Origin of the sequence: Kitasatospora sp. NPDC090308 (assembly GCF_044769485.1) — a bacterium.
Taxonomy (GTDB): domain Bacteria; phylum Actinomycetota; class Actinomycetes; order Streptomycetales; family Streptomycetaceae; genus Kitasatospora; species Kitasatospora fiedleri.
In genome coordinates this window covers 185,834-200,019 of record NZ_JBIVXY010000010.1, presented here as the reverse complement: position 1 = coordinate 200,019, position 14,186 = coordinate 185,834, and the positions used below count along the sequence as shown (strand labels likewise).

The window sequence follows — 14,186 nt, the reverse complement described above, 5'->3', positions numbered from 1 at the left end:
GCGGGCTACTTCTGCCAGCCGACCGAGGTGATCACGGTGCTGGCCAGGCTGCCGGCGCCGTAGTTGGCCAGGCCCTTGCGGACGGCGACGATGCTGGGGCGCTGGTAGAGCTCCAGGGTGTGGCCGAGCTCCCAGATCTTCGCGTCGGCCTGGTTGTACAGCTCGTCGGCCTGCGCCGGGTCGAGGGTGGCGGCGGCCTTGCGCAGCAGGCCGTCGATCTCGGGGGTGCTGAGCTTCGAGTAGTTGCCGAACACGTTGTCGCCCTGCGGGGCGCGGTAGATCGCCACCGTCTGGGAGAGCGGGAAGGAGTCGGTGTTGCGCCAGCTGGCCAGGTCGAACTTGCCCAGGTTGATGTACTTGGTGAAGTACTCCTTGCTGGAGACCTTGTCGAGGGTCAGCTTGACGCCGACCTGCTGGAGCATGTTCTGCACGGCGGTGGCCAGGTCGGTCTGGGCCTGGGTGGAGCCGTCGCTCAGCACGTAGTGCAGTTCCAGCGGCTGCCCGTCCTTGCTGCGGGTGCCGCCCGCGTCCTTCCAGCCGGCCTCGTCCAGCCACTTCTTCGCGGTGGCCGGGTCGTAGGAGGCCCAGTCCCCGGCGTTGTTCCGGTAGCCGTTCTGGTTGGTCATGAACAGGTGGTTGTCGAGCGGCTTGAACTCCACCGGGACGCCCTTGTTGGCGATCTTGATCAGCGAGGCGCGGTCGATCGCCCGGCCGAGCGCCTGGCGGACCTTCTGGTCGGCGAGCGGGCCGTTGCCGCCGAAGGAGATGTGCACCTCGTCCCAGGGGGTGCCGGTGCGGATCGCCGCGCCGGCGGCGTCCTTGAGCTGGCCGTACGCGGTGGCGGTGCCCGCGGAGGCGAGGTCGACCTCGTTGTTCAGGAACGCCTGGGTGATCGCGGCGGCGTCCAGCACCCGGTAGGTGATCCGGTCCAGCTTGGGCTTCGGGCCCCACCAGTGCGGGTTGGGGGTGAGCGTGATGGTCTGCGCGGTCTTGTCGGCGTTCGAGACCACGAACGGGCCGCCGAAGACCGGGACCTTCTCCACCCAGCCGTCGTTGAAGTCCTGCGGGGTGGAGATCCCGGAGGCGGGCAGCAGCGGGTTGAACAGGTTCTGCCAGTCGGCGTACGGCTGGGCGAAGGTGACCTTGACCTCCCCGGCGTCCGCGCCCTGCTCGACGGCGGAGATCTGCTCGTAGCCGGAGGAGTCGGCGAGGTTGTACGCCGGGTCCTTGCCGTTGGACGCCTTCCAGACGGCCTCGAAGTCGCGGTAGCCGATCGGGGTGCCGTCGGACCAGACCGCCTTCGGGTTGAGCTTGTACGTCACCACCTGCGGCGAGGTGGAGGTGACCTCGGCGGAGACCAGGTACGAGGGGTCGGGGTGGTAGACGCCCTTGGCGTCGACCTGGAAGAGCTTGGCCTCGGTGTAGTACATGATCTCCACCGCGTCCCCGTACCTGCCGTCGACCTGGTACGGGTTCCACTGGGTGATCCACTGCTGGAGCGGCAGGCGCAGCTCGCCGCCGTCCTTGATGTTGTCCAGCGGCTGCGGGTTGTCGTCCTCGGCGTCCACGGTGGGGGAGACGGTCTTGGCCACGTCGCCCGTCGACCCGCCGGTGGAGCTGCAGGCGGTCGCGGCGAGGAGGGCGGCGAGGGCCGCCGCGGCGGTGCGGCCGATCCGGCGGGTGGCGGGCGGTGTGCGCATCGGGGGAGTCCTCGGGTTTCGAAGAGTGGGGGGCCGCCAGGTGTGGCGGCACTTGATGGTGGGCAGCCAAGTCGGTGCCGACGGGGCGAACGTAACAGCCCGTCAGCCACCCCACCAGGGGTGGGCGTGCAGAACTGATCGAAGTGAAACGCGGGGCAACACTGTGGCAACACGCCGTCCGTACCCGTCTGATCAGCTGTGACCAGCGGGTTCCCCGGACCGGGTGGACCCGTCGGCGCGGCGGGCCCTGGACGGACCGTCCGGTGTGGCGTACAACTGCTGCCCGAAAGTGCGTCAAAACCCGTACTAGCGAAGGCAAATGACCATGTTCCCCAGGTGTGCGAACCACACCGGAGGCAGGCCGTGACGCGATACCTCGCCCAACGGCTCGGCTACTACGCCGCCCTGCTGACCGCGGCGGTGTTCCTGTCGTACGCCCTCACCGCCACCGCACTCGGCCCCCGCGCCTACTTCGAGGCCAAGCAGCCCCGGCCCTCCGCCGCGTCCGTGGACCGGCAGCTCACCGCGCTCAACCTCAACGAGCGCACCCCCGTGGTCCAGCGCTTCGGCACCTGGGCCGACGGCCTGCTGCACGGCGACCTCGGCCGCACCATCCACGGCACCGCCGTCAACGACGAGTTCGGCCGCCGGATCTGGGTCTCGCTCCGGCTGCTGCTGGTCGGCAGCCTGCTCGGCATGCTGCTCGGCGTCGCCGCCGGGGCCTGGAGCGCGGTGCGCCAGTACCGGCTCTCCGACCGGCTGCTGACCGTGCTCTCCTTCGTGCTGCTCTCCACACCCGTCTTCCTGCTCGCCCTGCTGCTCAAGAACGGCGCCATCGCCGCCAAGGACGCCGCCGGACACGACGTCATCCCGTTCACCGGCTACGAGACGCCCAACCTGGCCGGCGGCCTCGGCACCCACCTCGCCGACTGGGGGCTGCACCTGCTGCTGCCCACCCTCTCGCTCGCCCTCGGCGGCCTGGCCACCTACAGCCGCTACCAGCGCGCCACCATGCTCGACGTCCTCGGCGCGGACTACCTGCGCACCGCCGAGGCCAAGGGGCTCACCCGCGGCCGGGCCCTGCTCAAGCACGGCCTGCGCACCGCGATCATCCCGATGACCACGATGTTCGCCTACGCCTTCCTCGGCCTGTTCACCGGCGCCGCCTTCACCGAGACCATCTTCGGCTGGCACGGCATGGGGGAGTGGTTCATCCAGGCCGTCAACGAGCAGGACGTCAACTCGGTCGTCGCCGTCAACCTGTTCGCCGCCGTGGTCGTCCTCGCCGCCGGCTTCCTCGCCGACGCCCTGCACGCCGCGCTCGACCCCCGGGTGAGGGCCGCATGAACACCGAACTCGCCTCTCCCGCCGACCGGTCGGCGGACGCACCCCGGTCGGCGGCGGTACCCCGGTCGACGGCTGCGTCCCGGTTGACGCCCGCACCCCGGCTGGCGGCCGCGTTCGCCGCGTCCGCTCGGGCGGTGGCGGGATGAGCGCCGAACTCGTCCTCGCCGCCGAGCAGCCGTCCTCCGCCGAGGCGTTCGCGCCGCGCGGCCGGGTGCGGTTGGCCGCCGCCCGGCTGGCCGGCTCGCGCGGGGCGGTGGCCGGGGCGGTCGTGCTGGTGCTGCTGTTCCTGCTGGCCTTCGTCGGGCCCTACCTCACGCCCTGGGACTACGCCGCGCCCGACTACGCCAACCTGCGCCAACCCCCGTCCGCCGCGCACTGGTTCGGCACCAACGGGCTCGGTCAGGACGTGTTCGCGCAGACCGTCCGGGGCCTGCAGAAGTCGCTGGTGATCGGGCTGCTGGTGGCGGTGCTCTCCACCGGCCTGGCCTCGCTGGTCGGGGCCTGCGCCGGGTACTTCGGCGGCTGGACCGACCGGGTGCTGACCTTCCTGGTCGACCTGCTGCTGATCTTCCCGGCCTTCCTGGTGATCGCCGTGCTCTCGCCCCGGCTGCGCGGCAGCGGCTGGATCGCCTTCGTGCTGCTGCTCGCCGTGTTCAACTGGATGATCACCGCCCGGGTGGTCCGCTCGATGACCCGCTCGCTGCGCGAGCGCGAATTCGTCGCCGCCGCACGGTACATGGGCGTCGGGCCGTTCCGGATCATCTGGCGGCACGTGCTGCCGAACGTCTCCTCGTTCCTGATCATCGACGCCACCGTGACCGTCGGCGGCGCCGTGATGAGCGAGGCCGCGCTCTCCTACTTCGGCTTCGGCGTCCGCCCGCCCGACGTCTCGCTCGGCACCCTGCTGGCCGCCGGCGCGGGCGACGCCCCCGTCTTCCCCTGGCTGTTCTACTTCGCCGCCGGACTGCTGGTGCTGTTCGTGCTCGCCGTCAACCTGGTCGGCGACGGCCTGCGCGACGCCCTCGACCCGACGGCCGCCGCCGGACGCCGCCGCCCCGCCCGGCGACCCCGCCGCCGCCGTCCGACCACCACCCCCTCGCGCCGGAGCACCCCGTGACCACCCCGCCAGCCACGCCGCCGACCGCCACGCCGCCGACCGCGCCGCTGCTCACCGTCCGCGACCTCACCGTCGACTTCGACGGCCGCCCGGCGGTCCGCGGCGTCGACCTCGACCTGCACCGGGGCGAGACGCTCGGCCTGGTCGGCGAGTCCGGCTCCGGCAAGTCCGTCACCGCGCTCGCCGTGCTCGGCCTGCTGCCCGCCACCGCCCGCACCGGCGGCTCGGTCCGGCTGGACGGCCGCGAACTGGTCGGCCTGCCCGCCCGGCAGCTCGCCGAGGTCCGCGGCCGCCGGATCGCCATGGTCTTCCAGGACCCGCTGTCCGCCTTCACCCCGGTCTACCGGATCGGCGACCAGATCGCCGAAGCCGTCCGGATCCACCAGGACCTCGGCCGGACCGCCGCCCGCAAGCGCGCCGCCGACCTGCTCGACCTGGTCGGCATCCCCGACCCGGCCCGCGCCCTGGACGCCTTCCCGCACGAGTTCTCCGGCGGCATGCGCCAACGCGCCATGATCGCCATGGCGGTGGCCAACGACCCCGACGTGCTGCTCGCCGACGAACCCACCACCGCCCTCGACGTCACCATCCAGGCCCAGGTCCTCGACGTGCTGCGCACCGCCCAGCGGGAGAGCGGCGCCGCCCTGGTCCTGGTCAGCCACGACCTCGGGGTGATCGCCGGCAGCGCCGACCGGGTCGCCGTCATGTACGCCGGACGGATCGTCGAGACCGCCCCCGTCGACGAGCTGTACGCCGCCCCCCGGCACCCCTACACGCTCGGCCTGATCGGCGCCGTCCCCCGGCTCGACGGCCGCGGCGGACCACTCGTCCCGATCCCCGGCTCCCCGCCCGCCGCCGGTGAACTCACCGGCCCCGGCTGCGCGTTCGCCGACCGCTGCCCGCTGGTCGAGGAGCGCTGCCGCACCGCGCAGCCGCCGCTCACCGGCACCGGCCGGCCCCCGTCGGCCCACCTCGCCGCCTGCGTCCGCGCCGACCACCTCGCCGCCGCCCGGCCCGCCCCCGCCGAGGTCTACCCCCTCCCGGAGCTGCCGCCCGCCGCCACCGTCCCCCGCCCGCGCGCCGAACGCGAGCCCGTCCTCGCCGTCCACGGCCTCACCCGCAGCTTCCCCCGCCACCGCGGCGGCCTGCTGCGCCGCCGGGCCGGCGAGGTGCACGCCGTCGACGGCGTCGACCTCGACATCCGGCGGGGCGAGACGCTCGGCCTGGTCGGCGAGTCCGGCTCCGGCAAGTCCACCACCCTGTACGAGATCCTCCGGCTGGCCGCCCCGCAGGGCGGCCGGATCGAACTCCTCGGCCAGGACACCGCCACCCTCGACCGGGCCGCGGTCCGGCGGTTGCGCTCCCGGGTCCAGATCGTCTTCCAGGACCCGGCCGCCTCCCTCGACCCCCGGATGCCGGTCGGCGACGTGCTCGCCGAACCGCTGCTCGCCCAGCGCACCCCCACCGCGGAGGCCCGCCGCCGCGTCCCCGAGCTGCTGCGCCAGGTCGGCCTCGACCCCGCGCACGCCGACCGCTACCCGCACGAGTTCTCCGGCGGCCAGCGCCAGCGGATCTCCATCGCCCGCGCCCTCGCCGTCCGCCCCGACCTGCTGGTCCTGGACGAACCGGTCTCCGCCCTCGACGTCTCCGTCCAGGCCGGGGTGCTCAACCTGCTCCAGCGGCTGAAGGCCGAACTCGGCCTCGCCTACCTGTTCGTCTCGCACGACCTGTCGGTGGTGCGCCACCTCGCCGACCGGGTCGCCGTCATGTACCTCGGCCGCACCGTCGAGACCGGCACCGCCGAACGCGTCTTCACCCACCCCCGCCACCCCTACACCCGGGCCCTGCTCGCCGCCGTCCCGCTCCCCGACCCGCCCGCCGAACGCGCCCGCCCCCGCCGCCTGCTGGCCGGCGACCCGCCCTCACCCGCCGAACGCCACCTCGGCTGCCCCTTCCGCACCCGCTGCCCCGTCCACCCCACCCTCGCCCCCGCCCAGCGCGACCGCTGCGCCACCGAACCGCCGCGCCCCGTCCCGGCCGCCCCCGGCACCGACCACACCGCCGCCTGCCACTACCCGGACTGAACGCGCGCCGGGCCCCGGACGCCGTCCGTCCGGGGCCCGGCGCGGCGGGTCACTTCCCGTACACGCCGACCTCGTTGAGCGAGTAGCGGTTGTCGGTGCCGCGGGCCAGCAGCACCACCCGGACGTGCCGGGCGTCCACCGGGGTGAAGGAGCGGTTCTCCAGGCCGCCGCGGTCGGTGGTGGTGGAGTAGACGGTGCGCCAGGCGGCGCCGTCGGTGGAGACGTCGATCCGGTAGGAGGTGGCGTACTGGTCGGACCAGTCCAGCACCACCCGGCCGACCTTGCGGACCGCGCCCAGGTCGACGTTCAGCCAGGCGGTGGCCACCGTCTTGGACGCCCAGCGGGTGCCGGGGTTGCCGTCCACGGCCTGCTTGGGCGGGTAGGAGACGACGATCGCGTCCTGGTAGTCGGAGGCGGTCGCGGTCGCGCCGCGGGCCAGGTTGGTCAGGTCGTCGGTGCGCCGGGCCGGGAACTCCACCACCTGCTGGTAGGTGGGCCGGTTCTGCCAGGCGATCCGCGGCACGGTGATGCCGCCCATCGCCCGGTGCACGATCGAGTCGGCGCACAGCTGGTCGCCCGCCGCGCAGTACTTGTCGGCCGGGTAGGTGGTGGCGGCGGGGGTCGCCACCGCCTGGGCGAGCGTGGTCAGCAGCACCTGCCGGCAGGCGCCGAGCGTGCCGCCGCCGCAGTACGCCCGGTCCAGCGGGCCGGTCACGGACCGGCCGAGCACCGTGCGCAGGTCCTTGTCGACGTACGACCACCAGCCGTGCTGGAACGCCGAGCCCTTGTGCGCCTCGCCCGCCGCGATGTCGCTGCCGCCGGACGTCCCGCCCAACTGCCCGCCCGAGGGCGTCTCGTTGATCGGCGCGACGGCCGTCAGCGCCCGCCACGGCCCGTCGCCCAGGCCGGGCCGGAACTCGCCCTCCACCAGCAGCGGCCACCAGGCGTCCAGCACCCGGATCGCCTCCGCGTCGGTGTACACGCCCGCGCCCTTGCTCGCCTCCCGGCGGTGCGAGCCGCCCGCCGCCCAGGCCCGCAGCTCGGCGACCGCGGCCGCCGCCGCCGGGTCGGTGACCGGCGCGGAGTCCAGCACCGCGAGCAGCTCGGGCAGCACCCGCTCGGCCCGCAGGTCGACGTTGGCGGCGTCCTCCATCGCCTTGACCAGGTCGGTGCGGGTGACGCCGCCGCGCTGCGTCAGCGCCTTCACCCGGGAGTCCAGCAGGTCGGCCCGGTGCACCGCGCCGTTGCCCCAGGCCGAGGTGAAGCCCGGGGCCTGCTTGTTGTTCCAACTGACGTAGTAGTCCTGGTCGGTGGACTGGGCGTGCCGGGCGGGCGGCTCGACCGCGGAGGTGTTCGCGGTCCGGTCCCAGCCCTGCCAGAGGTAGGCGGACCGCGCCAGGATCGGCAGGTCCGGGTCGGTGCCGGGCGCGCGCAGCGGCTCGGCGCCGGAGTTGTAGTACGCGGTGTGGTCGGCGTCCGCGTAGAACCAGTTGAAGGTGTAGCCGATGTCCTGCGCGGCGCGCTGGAGCGCCGCCGCCGAGGTGATCGCCGCCGGGTCGTTGAACTGCTGGAAGCCGATCACCGAGTCCGCCTCGTGCCGGTAGGTGGAGCGCAGCGCGGTGTACGCCACCGGCCGCCCGCCGACCGTCCCGGTGTGGGTGACCAGCCCGTACGCCGAGCGCAGCGTCACCAGGTCGTAGGAGCCCGCCGCGGTGGAGTCCGCGGTGCTCGGCTGCCAGGCGTTGTGCCGGGTCAGCCGCTCGAACGGGGTGCACGTCCCGTCCAGCAGGTAGCCGGTGGAGGCGGTGCTCGGGGTGCCGCCGCCCGGCTCGCACAGGTCGACCGCGAAGGTGTCGGTGATGTCCTGGTTGGCGGAGGTCGCGCTCCACGAGTAGTCCAGGCCGCGGCCGATCTCCACGTAGAAGCTCAGCCCCGGGAAGGACGCGCCCCGGCTGCGCAGGCCGGGCCCGTCCAGCTCCTGCACCATCAGGATCTGCGGCGCGTAGTAGCCGGTCTGCGGGCCGAAGACCGCGATCGGGTGCCCGGAGGCGGTGTGCGCGCCGGACACCAGCAGGGCGTTCGACATGCCCTTCTTCGCGGTGATCAGGTCGGCGGGCAGCACGCCCTCGGCGCTGGACGCGGCGGCGGTGGGCGTGGTGGCGGACGCGGTGGTGGGTGCGGCCGAACTCGCCCCGGTGCCCGTGCCGTTGGCGGCGTGCGGCAGCTCGGTCACCGACCCCGGGTCGGGCAGCGCGGTGCCCACCGGCGCGGCGGGCGAGGCCGCGTACGGGAAGCTGCTGCCGTCGTGCACGGTGGGCGTCGCCTCCGGGTCGTCCTCGGCCCGCCAGGCCGCGTACGCCCGGTCGCCCGCCTCGGTGCCGAGCTGCTGGCGGAAGGCGAGCCGGGCCAGCGCGTTGCCGACCTCGCCGCCCCCGCCGCCGCCGAAGATCGCCCCGATCACCGAGGAGATCGCCACCACGTCGGTGGCCGTGAACGGCTCGATGGTCGAACCGTGGCCGGTCAGCACGTACTCGCCCGGGTAGGTGTTCGCGGCGACGTCGGCCGCCGCGAAGGCGTTCAGGCCCGCCACGTAGTCCTGGATGTCCTGCCAGGCCTGCGCCCCGCGCGGGCCGGCCGCCTTCACCCGGTCCACCTGCTGCTGGAGGTCCGCCTCGGTGTACGGGGCCACCGCCCACAGGCTCTGCTCCAGCGCCCGGTTGCCCGCCGCGCCGCCCGCGAACGAGGACAGCTGCCCGCGCCCCACGTGCCGCAGCACGTCGATCAGCCACAGCCGGTCCTGCCCGGCCGCGTAGCCCGCGCCGAACTCGGTGTCCGAGCGGGTCACGCCCTTCACGTGCGGCGTGCCGGTCGCCTTGTCCCGGGTGATGGTCACCCCGGCGCGCGGCGTGGTGGTGCTCTCCACCTGCCCGGCGGGCACCCCGAACGAGGCGTCGTCGAAGTAGCTCGACAGCTGGTCGGGCGTCAGGCCGCTGTAGTCGTGCAGCAGCGCGTCGTACGCGTCGACCTGGTCGGCGGAGTGCGCCGGACGGGTCCCCACGGTCTGGTGCAGCAGGATCCCGGCCAGCGTGGCGTGGCCGTTCTCGCCCGCCGTCAGGATGTCCTGGCACTGCCCCAGGCACGGGTCCCCGGCGGCGGGGGCGGGCCCGGCGGCGGCCCCGGCGGCCGGCTGGGCGGTGAGCGCGCCGAACAGCAGCGCGGCGGAGGTGAGCACGGCGAGGGCCGCCGAACGCAGTCGGCGGGGAACGGGGGCAGCGGGCACCTGGGCCTCTTCCTGACAGCGGGTATCGGAATCCGGGCGCACGCTAGTCCGCGCGGTGACCCCCCGGTAGGGGTCCCGCGCGCCCCGCCACGGAACTGTCATCCACCTGTCATGAACGCGAGTTGACGCCCCGTCGGCACACCCGGAAACGCGCACCCGCGGCCGACCGCCGAAACCCCGCGCACCGGCCGGCTCGCCCGCCTCGAACCCGCCGAGACCGCTGGCCCCGCCGCCACCCGTCCCGCCGCCACCGGCCCCGCCGCCACCCGCCCCGCCACCCGCCCCGCCGCCGGTCCCGCCGACGCCGCCGTCCCCCGTCGCGCGTAAGCCGCCAAATCCGCCGAAAAGCCGCGCATGCCCGCCCGGAAACCGGGCAGCCGAACCGGCAGAACGACGAACTCCCCTCACCAAGGAGGCAGTTGTGAGCAACGGCATGTGGGGCTACGAGAAGGCGGAGGGCTACAACCCGGGCGTCGATCTGACCGGCTTCCGGGTCGAGGCCGCCGACGGCCACATCGGCAAGGTCGACAAGCACTCCTACGAGGCCGAGGACGGCCACATCGTCGTCGACACCGGCCCGTGGATCTTCGGCCGCAGCGTCCTCCTCCCGGCGGGCACCATCCGCCGCATCGACGAGGAGGCCCGCACCGTCTGGGTGGGCAGCACCAAGGACGAGATCAAGAACGCCCCCGAGTACCACCACGAGTCGCACGCCCTGGACCCCGAGTACCGCCGCACCGTCGGCGGCTACTACAACACCGGCCTCTGACGGTCCGCCACGAGCGCCACCGCACCCCGTCGGCGGACGGGGTGCGGTGGCCACCGGCGCGCCCGGACCGCAGGGCGCACCTGACGCACCGTCACTCCGCCGCGAACGCCACCCGCCACTCCGGCCCGAGGAAGGCGGCCAGCCGTTCGGCCTCCGCCGTCACCGCCCGGGCCCGGGAGGCGGGGAGCGGGGCGAACGGGGAGATCCGCAGTTCCGCTCCCGCGACCGCCCAGGTGCCCGCGACGGAGCCGTCCAGCAGGAAGGTCGGGCGGACCAGGGCCCGGCCCGGCATCACCAGGGGGCGGTGGGCGTCGGCGACCACCCGGGTCCGGTCGGCGTGCCCGAGCAGCAGGTTGTCGTAGGCGGGCAGGAAGCGCACCGGGACGGGCCGCTCCGGGTCGGCGAGCGGCGCGTCCGGCAGGTCGAACAGCTCGGTGCCCCGCTCGTCGCGGTACACCCGCAGCCCGGGCCGCAGCGCCTCGAACGCCGCGCGGGTCCGGGTCGGCCCGGACCAGCTCTGGAAGTCCCGCACCCCCGCCGGCCCGAACGCGGCCAGGTGGCGCAGCACCGCCGCGGCCCCCGGCAGCTCGCCGGCCGGCTCCCCGGCGAGCGCCAGGGCGACGTTCGGACGGGTGCCCCAGGACCCCAGGCGGAGGACTCCGGCCCGTGCGCCATCGGCACCCGCAGCTCCGCCACGCCCGCCGGCAGCCGCCCGTCCCGCCCCGGACGGCGCCGCGCTGGCGCCTGCCCGAGGGCCCGCCGGGGGAGGGGCCCGGCGGCCAGCAGCTCCCTTGCCGCCAGGGCGATCCCGTCCGGGTCGAGGCCCTCCGTCGCCACCGCGAAGCACCGGGCCCGGGAGAGGCGCTCCAGCACCGGCCGGAGCAGCGTCCGCCACTGCGGCAGGTCCGCCCCGCCGGACAAGGTGCCGGGTGCCGCGCAGCGACAGGGAGCGCACCAGCCGCCCGTCCGCGAGCAGCGGCCCCAGGTCCACCCGCCCGGGTTCTCCCGTCGAATGGCTCGCCTACCGCCACGCTACGGACCGCACCGGTCACTTCCCGTCCGCACTTCCCGTCCGCAGTTCCCGCCCCCGGTCCCCACCCGCCCTCCGTCCGGGGCGTCCGGGTGTGTCGTGCGGGCGGGGCGGTTCCGGCCGGTCAGGATGGTGCTTTCGACGGGACCTCGAGGAGCAGCCTTGGACGTGTCCGCGGGTCTGTGGGCCGGCACCATCGCGGTGCTGATCGCCCTGATCGTGGCCGACTTCTTCATCGGGGGGCGCAAGCCGCACGAGGTCTCGATCAAGGAGGCCGGGGTCTGGACCGCCGTGTGGGTGGTGCTGGCGGGGCTGTTCGGCTGCTTCGTGTGGGGGTACGCCGGGTCGCGGTCGGCGGTGGAGTTCTTCGCCGGGTACGTCACGGAGAAGTCGCTGAGCGTCGACAACCTGTTCGTGTTCATCCTGATCATGGGCAAGTTCGCGGTGCCGAGGATCTACCAGCAGTGGGTGCTGATGTTCGGGGTGGTGGTCGCCCTGGTGCTGCGGGCGGTCTTCATCGCGGGCGGCGCGGCGCTGGTCGAGCGGTTCTCCTGGGTGTTCTACCTGTTCGGCGCGTTCCTGGTCTGGACGGCCGTCAAGCTGCTGCTGGAGGCCGGGCAGGACAAGGAGGCGGAGGAGTACCACGAGGGGCGGCTGCTGCGGCTGATCAAGAGGCGCGTCCCGTCCACGGACGAGTACCACGGCACCAGGCTGTTCGTCCGGGTGGACGGCCGTCGGCTGATGACCCCGATGATGACCGTCATGCTGGCGATCGGTACCACCGACGTGCTGTTCGCCCTGGACTCCATCCCGGCGATCTTCGGCCTGACCCAGGACGCCTACATCGTCTTCACCGCCAACGCCTTCGCGCTGATGGGCCTGCGCCAGCTGTACTTCCTGATCGGCGGCCTGCTGACCAGGCTGGTCTACCTGTCCTACGGGCTGTCGGTGATCCTCGGCTTCATCGGCGTCAAGCTGATCCTGCACGCGCTGCACGAGAGCGGCGTGCACGTCCCGGAGATCGGCATCGCGTTCTCGCTGGGCTTCATCGTGGTGGTGCTGGTCGTCACCACCGCGGCCAGCCTGTTGGCTTCCCGCCGACGGGACCGGGCGGCCGGCGCCTGACCGCTCGTCGGACACCGCCCGCCCGGCCGCCCGGCGGCGACGGGCTCAGCCGCGCGGGCTGAGTTCCGCCATCGCGCTCCAGCCGCTGCCGGGGACCTCCACGTTGATGATCTCCGGGGTCCGGGCGATCGAGTCCGGCATCCAGGCCATCGCGGTCTTGAAGTGCTCCGACTCGACGTGCCGGGCACCCGCCTCGCCGTCCCGGAACGCCTCCAGCAGCACGTACTGGTGCGGGTCGTCGACGCTGCGGGACCACTCGAAGAAGACGTTGCCCTCCTCGGCGCGGGTGGCGGAGGTGAACTCCCCGACCCGCTCGGTCCAGTCCGCGCTGTGCTCGGGCCGGATGGTGAACTTCACAGCGATGAAGATCACGGCTGCTCCTCTGGTGTCTGGTACGCACACGGGCACGTGTGCCGGCACCCGCCACCCTCCCAGATCCGCGCACCCCCCGCCGCCACCGCCCCCGCGCGCGCCGCGCACCGCCCCCGCGCTCCGGCGCAGGTCCGGCCCGCATTGCGGTGAGGTAACGCTGCCGCGGCCACCCCTTGACCGGGTAACGGCGTGATTGCATACTCGCTTCCCGGCGGTTAATCGATTAAACAGAGCGGGGAGCGAGGTGGGAGCGGCGATGACGCGGGTGCGGATGTCCGATGTCGCCGCCGCGGCGGGCGTGTCGACGGCGACGGTGTCGATGGTGCTCAGCGGGGCGGGCAGCGACCGCATCTCGGCCCTGACCCAGGCGAAGGTCCGGGAGGCGGCCGAGGCGATCGGCTACGCGCCCAACTCGGTGGCCCGGAGCCTGCGCACCCGGCGCACCCGGATGATCGGCCTGATCTCGGACACCATCGCCACCACCCCGTTCGCCGGCCGGATGCTCGCGGGAGCGAACGACGCGGCCCGGGAGCACGGCCACCTGGTGGTGCTGGTGGACACCGACGGCGACCGGGCGCAGGAGCGGCAGGCGGTCGAGGCGCTGACCGGACAGCGGGTCGACGCGATGATCTACGCCCGGATGTGGCACCAGGTCGTCGACGCCCCGCCCGGCCTCGCCGAGGGCAGCGTCTTCCTGGACTGCCGCCCCGCGCAGGGGAGTTGGCCGGCCGTGGTGCCGGACGACCGGGAGGGCGGGGTGGCGGCGACCCGGGAGCTGGTGGCCGCCGGGCACCGTCGGATCGCCTACCTCGACGCCCCGCGGGGCGCGGGCGTGGTCGCCTCGGGGCTGCGGCACCAGGGCTACCTGCAGGTGCTGGCCGAAGCGGGCATCACCCCCGACCCCGCCCTGCACGTGCACGGCGAGACCGACGCCGGGGGCGGCCGGGCCGCCGCCGCGGAACTCCTCGACCTGCCGGCCGGGACCGGGCCGACCGCGCTGTTCTGCTTCAACGACCGGATGGCGATGGGGGCGTACACCGAGGCCCACCGCCGAGGTCTGCACATTCCGGACGACCTGTCGATCGTCGGCTACGACGACCAGCAGCTGATCGCCGCCGAACTCGACCCGCCGCTGACCACCGTCGCCCTGCCGCACTACGAGATGGGGCGCTGGGCGATGGAGGTGGCGCTGGGGGAGCGGGAGGCCGACCCGGCTGCCCCGCACCGGATGGAGTGCCCGATCATCCGTCGGGGCTCCGTGGGTCCGCCGCCGCCTTCGCGGGCGAGCTGAGAACGGCGGCGAACTCCTCGCAGTACACGGCAGTTGGCGCTGCCGATCTTCTGGAGCAACCACACGGCAGT

The 14,186-nt window shown here is 73.9% G+C and carries 10 protein-coding genes; 6 read left to right on the top strand and 4 right to left on the bottom strand.

The annotated features are described in order from the left end of the window. Window positions 1–5 precede the first annotated feature (5 nt). Entirely contained in the window at window positions 6–1,700 is a 1,695-nt protein-coding gene (locus ACIQVD_RS23085; protein WP_400680341.1) for an ABC transporter family substrate-binding protein, read from the bottom strand. 363 nt (window positions 1,701–2,063) lie between these two features. Between ACIQVD_RS23085 and ACIQVD_RS23080 the strand changes: the two genes are divergently transcribed. The 3 genes from ACIQVD_RS23080 (at window position 2,064) to ACIQVD_RS23070 (ending at window position 6,248) form a co-directional block, all read left to right on the top strand. After that, window positions 2,064–3,047 (top strand): ABC transporter permease, encoded by a 984-nt coding sequence (locus ACIQVD_RS23080; RefSeq protein ID WP_100834802.1) that lies wholly within the window; start codon window positions 2,064–2,066, stop codon window positions 3,045–3,047. Between the two features lie 142 nt (window positions 3,048–3,189). Continuing rightward, complete coding sequence (locus tag ACIQVD_RS23075; RefSeq protein ID WP_400680344.1) at window positions 3,190–4,164, top strand: ABC transporter permease; 975 nt, start codon at window positions 3,190–3,192, stop codon at window positions 4,162–4,164. Next, window positions 4,161–6,248 carry a dipeptide ABC transporter ATP-binding protein gene (locus ACIQVD_RS23070; RefSeq protein WP_402291461.1) on the top strand — a complete coding sequence of 696 codons (2,088 nt, stop codon included), beginning with the start codon at window positions 4,161–4,163 and terminating at the stop codon, window positions 6,246–6,248. The genes ACIQVD_RS23075 and ACIQVD_RS23070 overlap by 4 nt, the downstream gene beginning before the upstream one ends. 49 nt (window positions 6,249–6,297) lie before the next feature. On the opposite strand, the gene ACIQVD_RS23065 is transcribed toward ACIQVD_RS23070, so the two are convergent. Continuing rightward, window positions 6,298–9,528 (bottom strand): penicillin acylase family protein, encoded by a 3,231-nt coding sequence (locus tag ACIQVD_RS23065; RefSeq protein WP_402291459.1) that lies wholly within the window; start codon window positions 9,526–9,528, stop codon window positions 6,298–6,300. A gap of 421 nt (window positions 9,529–9,949) precedes the next feature. On the opposite strand from ACIQVD_RS23065, the gene ACIQVD_RS23060 reads away from it, so the two are divergent. Next, window positions 9,950–10,297: a PRC domain containing protein gene (locus ACIQVD_RS23060; RefSeq protein ID WP_100834799.1), complete on the top strand. Its 348-nt coding sequence runs from the start codon at window positions 9,950–9,952 to the stop codon at window positions 10,295–10,297. A 91-nt stretch (window positions 10,298–10,388) separates the two neighbouring features. On the opposite strand, the gene ACIQVD_RS23055 is transcribed toward ACIQVD_RS23060, so the two are convergent. Then, on the bottom strand, window positions 10,389–11,288 hold the full coding sequence (locus ACIQVD_RS23055) for a DNA glycosylase AlkZ-like family protein (RefSeq protein ID WP_402291457.1): 900 nt from the start codon (window positions 11,286–11,288) through the stop codon (window positions 10,389–10,391). A 201-nt stretch (window positions 11,289–11,489) separates the two neighbouring features. On the opposite strand from ACIQVD_RS23055, the gene ACIQVD_RS23050 reads away from it, so the two are divergent. After that, window positions 11,490–12,452 (top strand): TerC family protein, encoded by a 963-nt coding sequence (locus tag ACIQVD_RS23050; RefSeq protein WP_400680351.1) that lies wholly within the window; start codon window positions 11,490–11,492, stop codon window positions 12,450–12,452. A 45-nt stretch (window positions 12,453–12,497) separates the two neighbouring features. Here ACIQVD_RS23050 and ACIQVD_RS23045 read toward each other — a convergent pair whose 3' ends face one another. Continuing rightward, entirely contained in the window at window positions 12,498–12,824 is a 327-nt protein-coding gene (locus tag ACIQVD_RS23045) for a putative quinol monooxygenase (RefSeq protein WP_400680353.1), read from the bottom strand. Window positions 12,825–13,095: 271 nt separating this feature from the next. On the opposite strand from ACIQVD_RS23045, the gene ACIQVD_RS23040 reads away from it, so the two are divergent. Then, window positions 13,096–14,115 carry a LacI family DNA-binding transcriptional regulator gene (locus ACIQVD_RS23040; RefSeq protein WP_400680354.1) on the top strand — a complete coding sequence of 340 codons (1,020 nt, stop codon included), beginning with the start codon at window positions 13,096–13,098 and terminating at the stop codon, window positions 14,113–14,115. Window positions 14,116–14,186: the final 71 nt, after the last annotated feature.

Bases quoted from the DNA above. Each gene is read 5' to 3' on its own strand.
- ACIQVD_RS23040 (WP_400680354.1), top strand. From the start codon at position 13,096: ATGTCCGATGTCGCCGCCGCGGCGGGCGTGTCGACGGCGACGGTGTCG.
- ACIQVD_RS23075 (WP_400680344.1), top strand. From the start codon at position 3,190: ATGAGCGCCGAACTCGTCCTCGCCGCCGAGCAGCCGTCCTCCGCCGAG.
- ACIQVD_RS23085 (WP_400680341.1), bottom strand. From the start codon at position 1,700: ATGCGCACACCGCCCGCCACCCGCCGGATCGGCCGCACCGCCGCGGCG.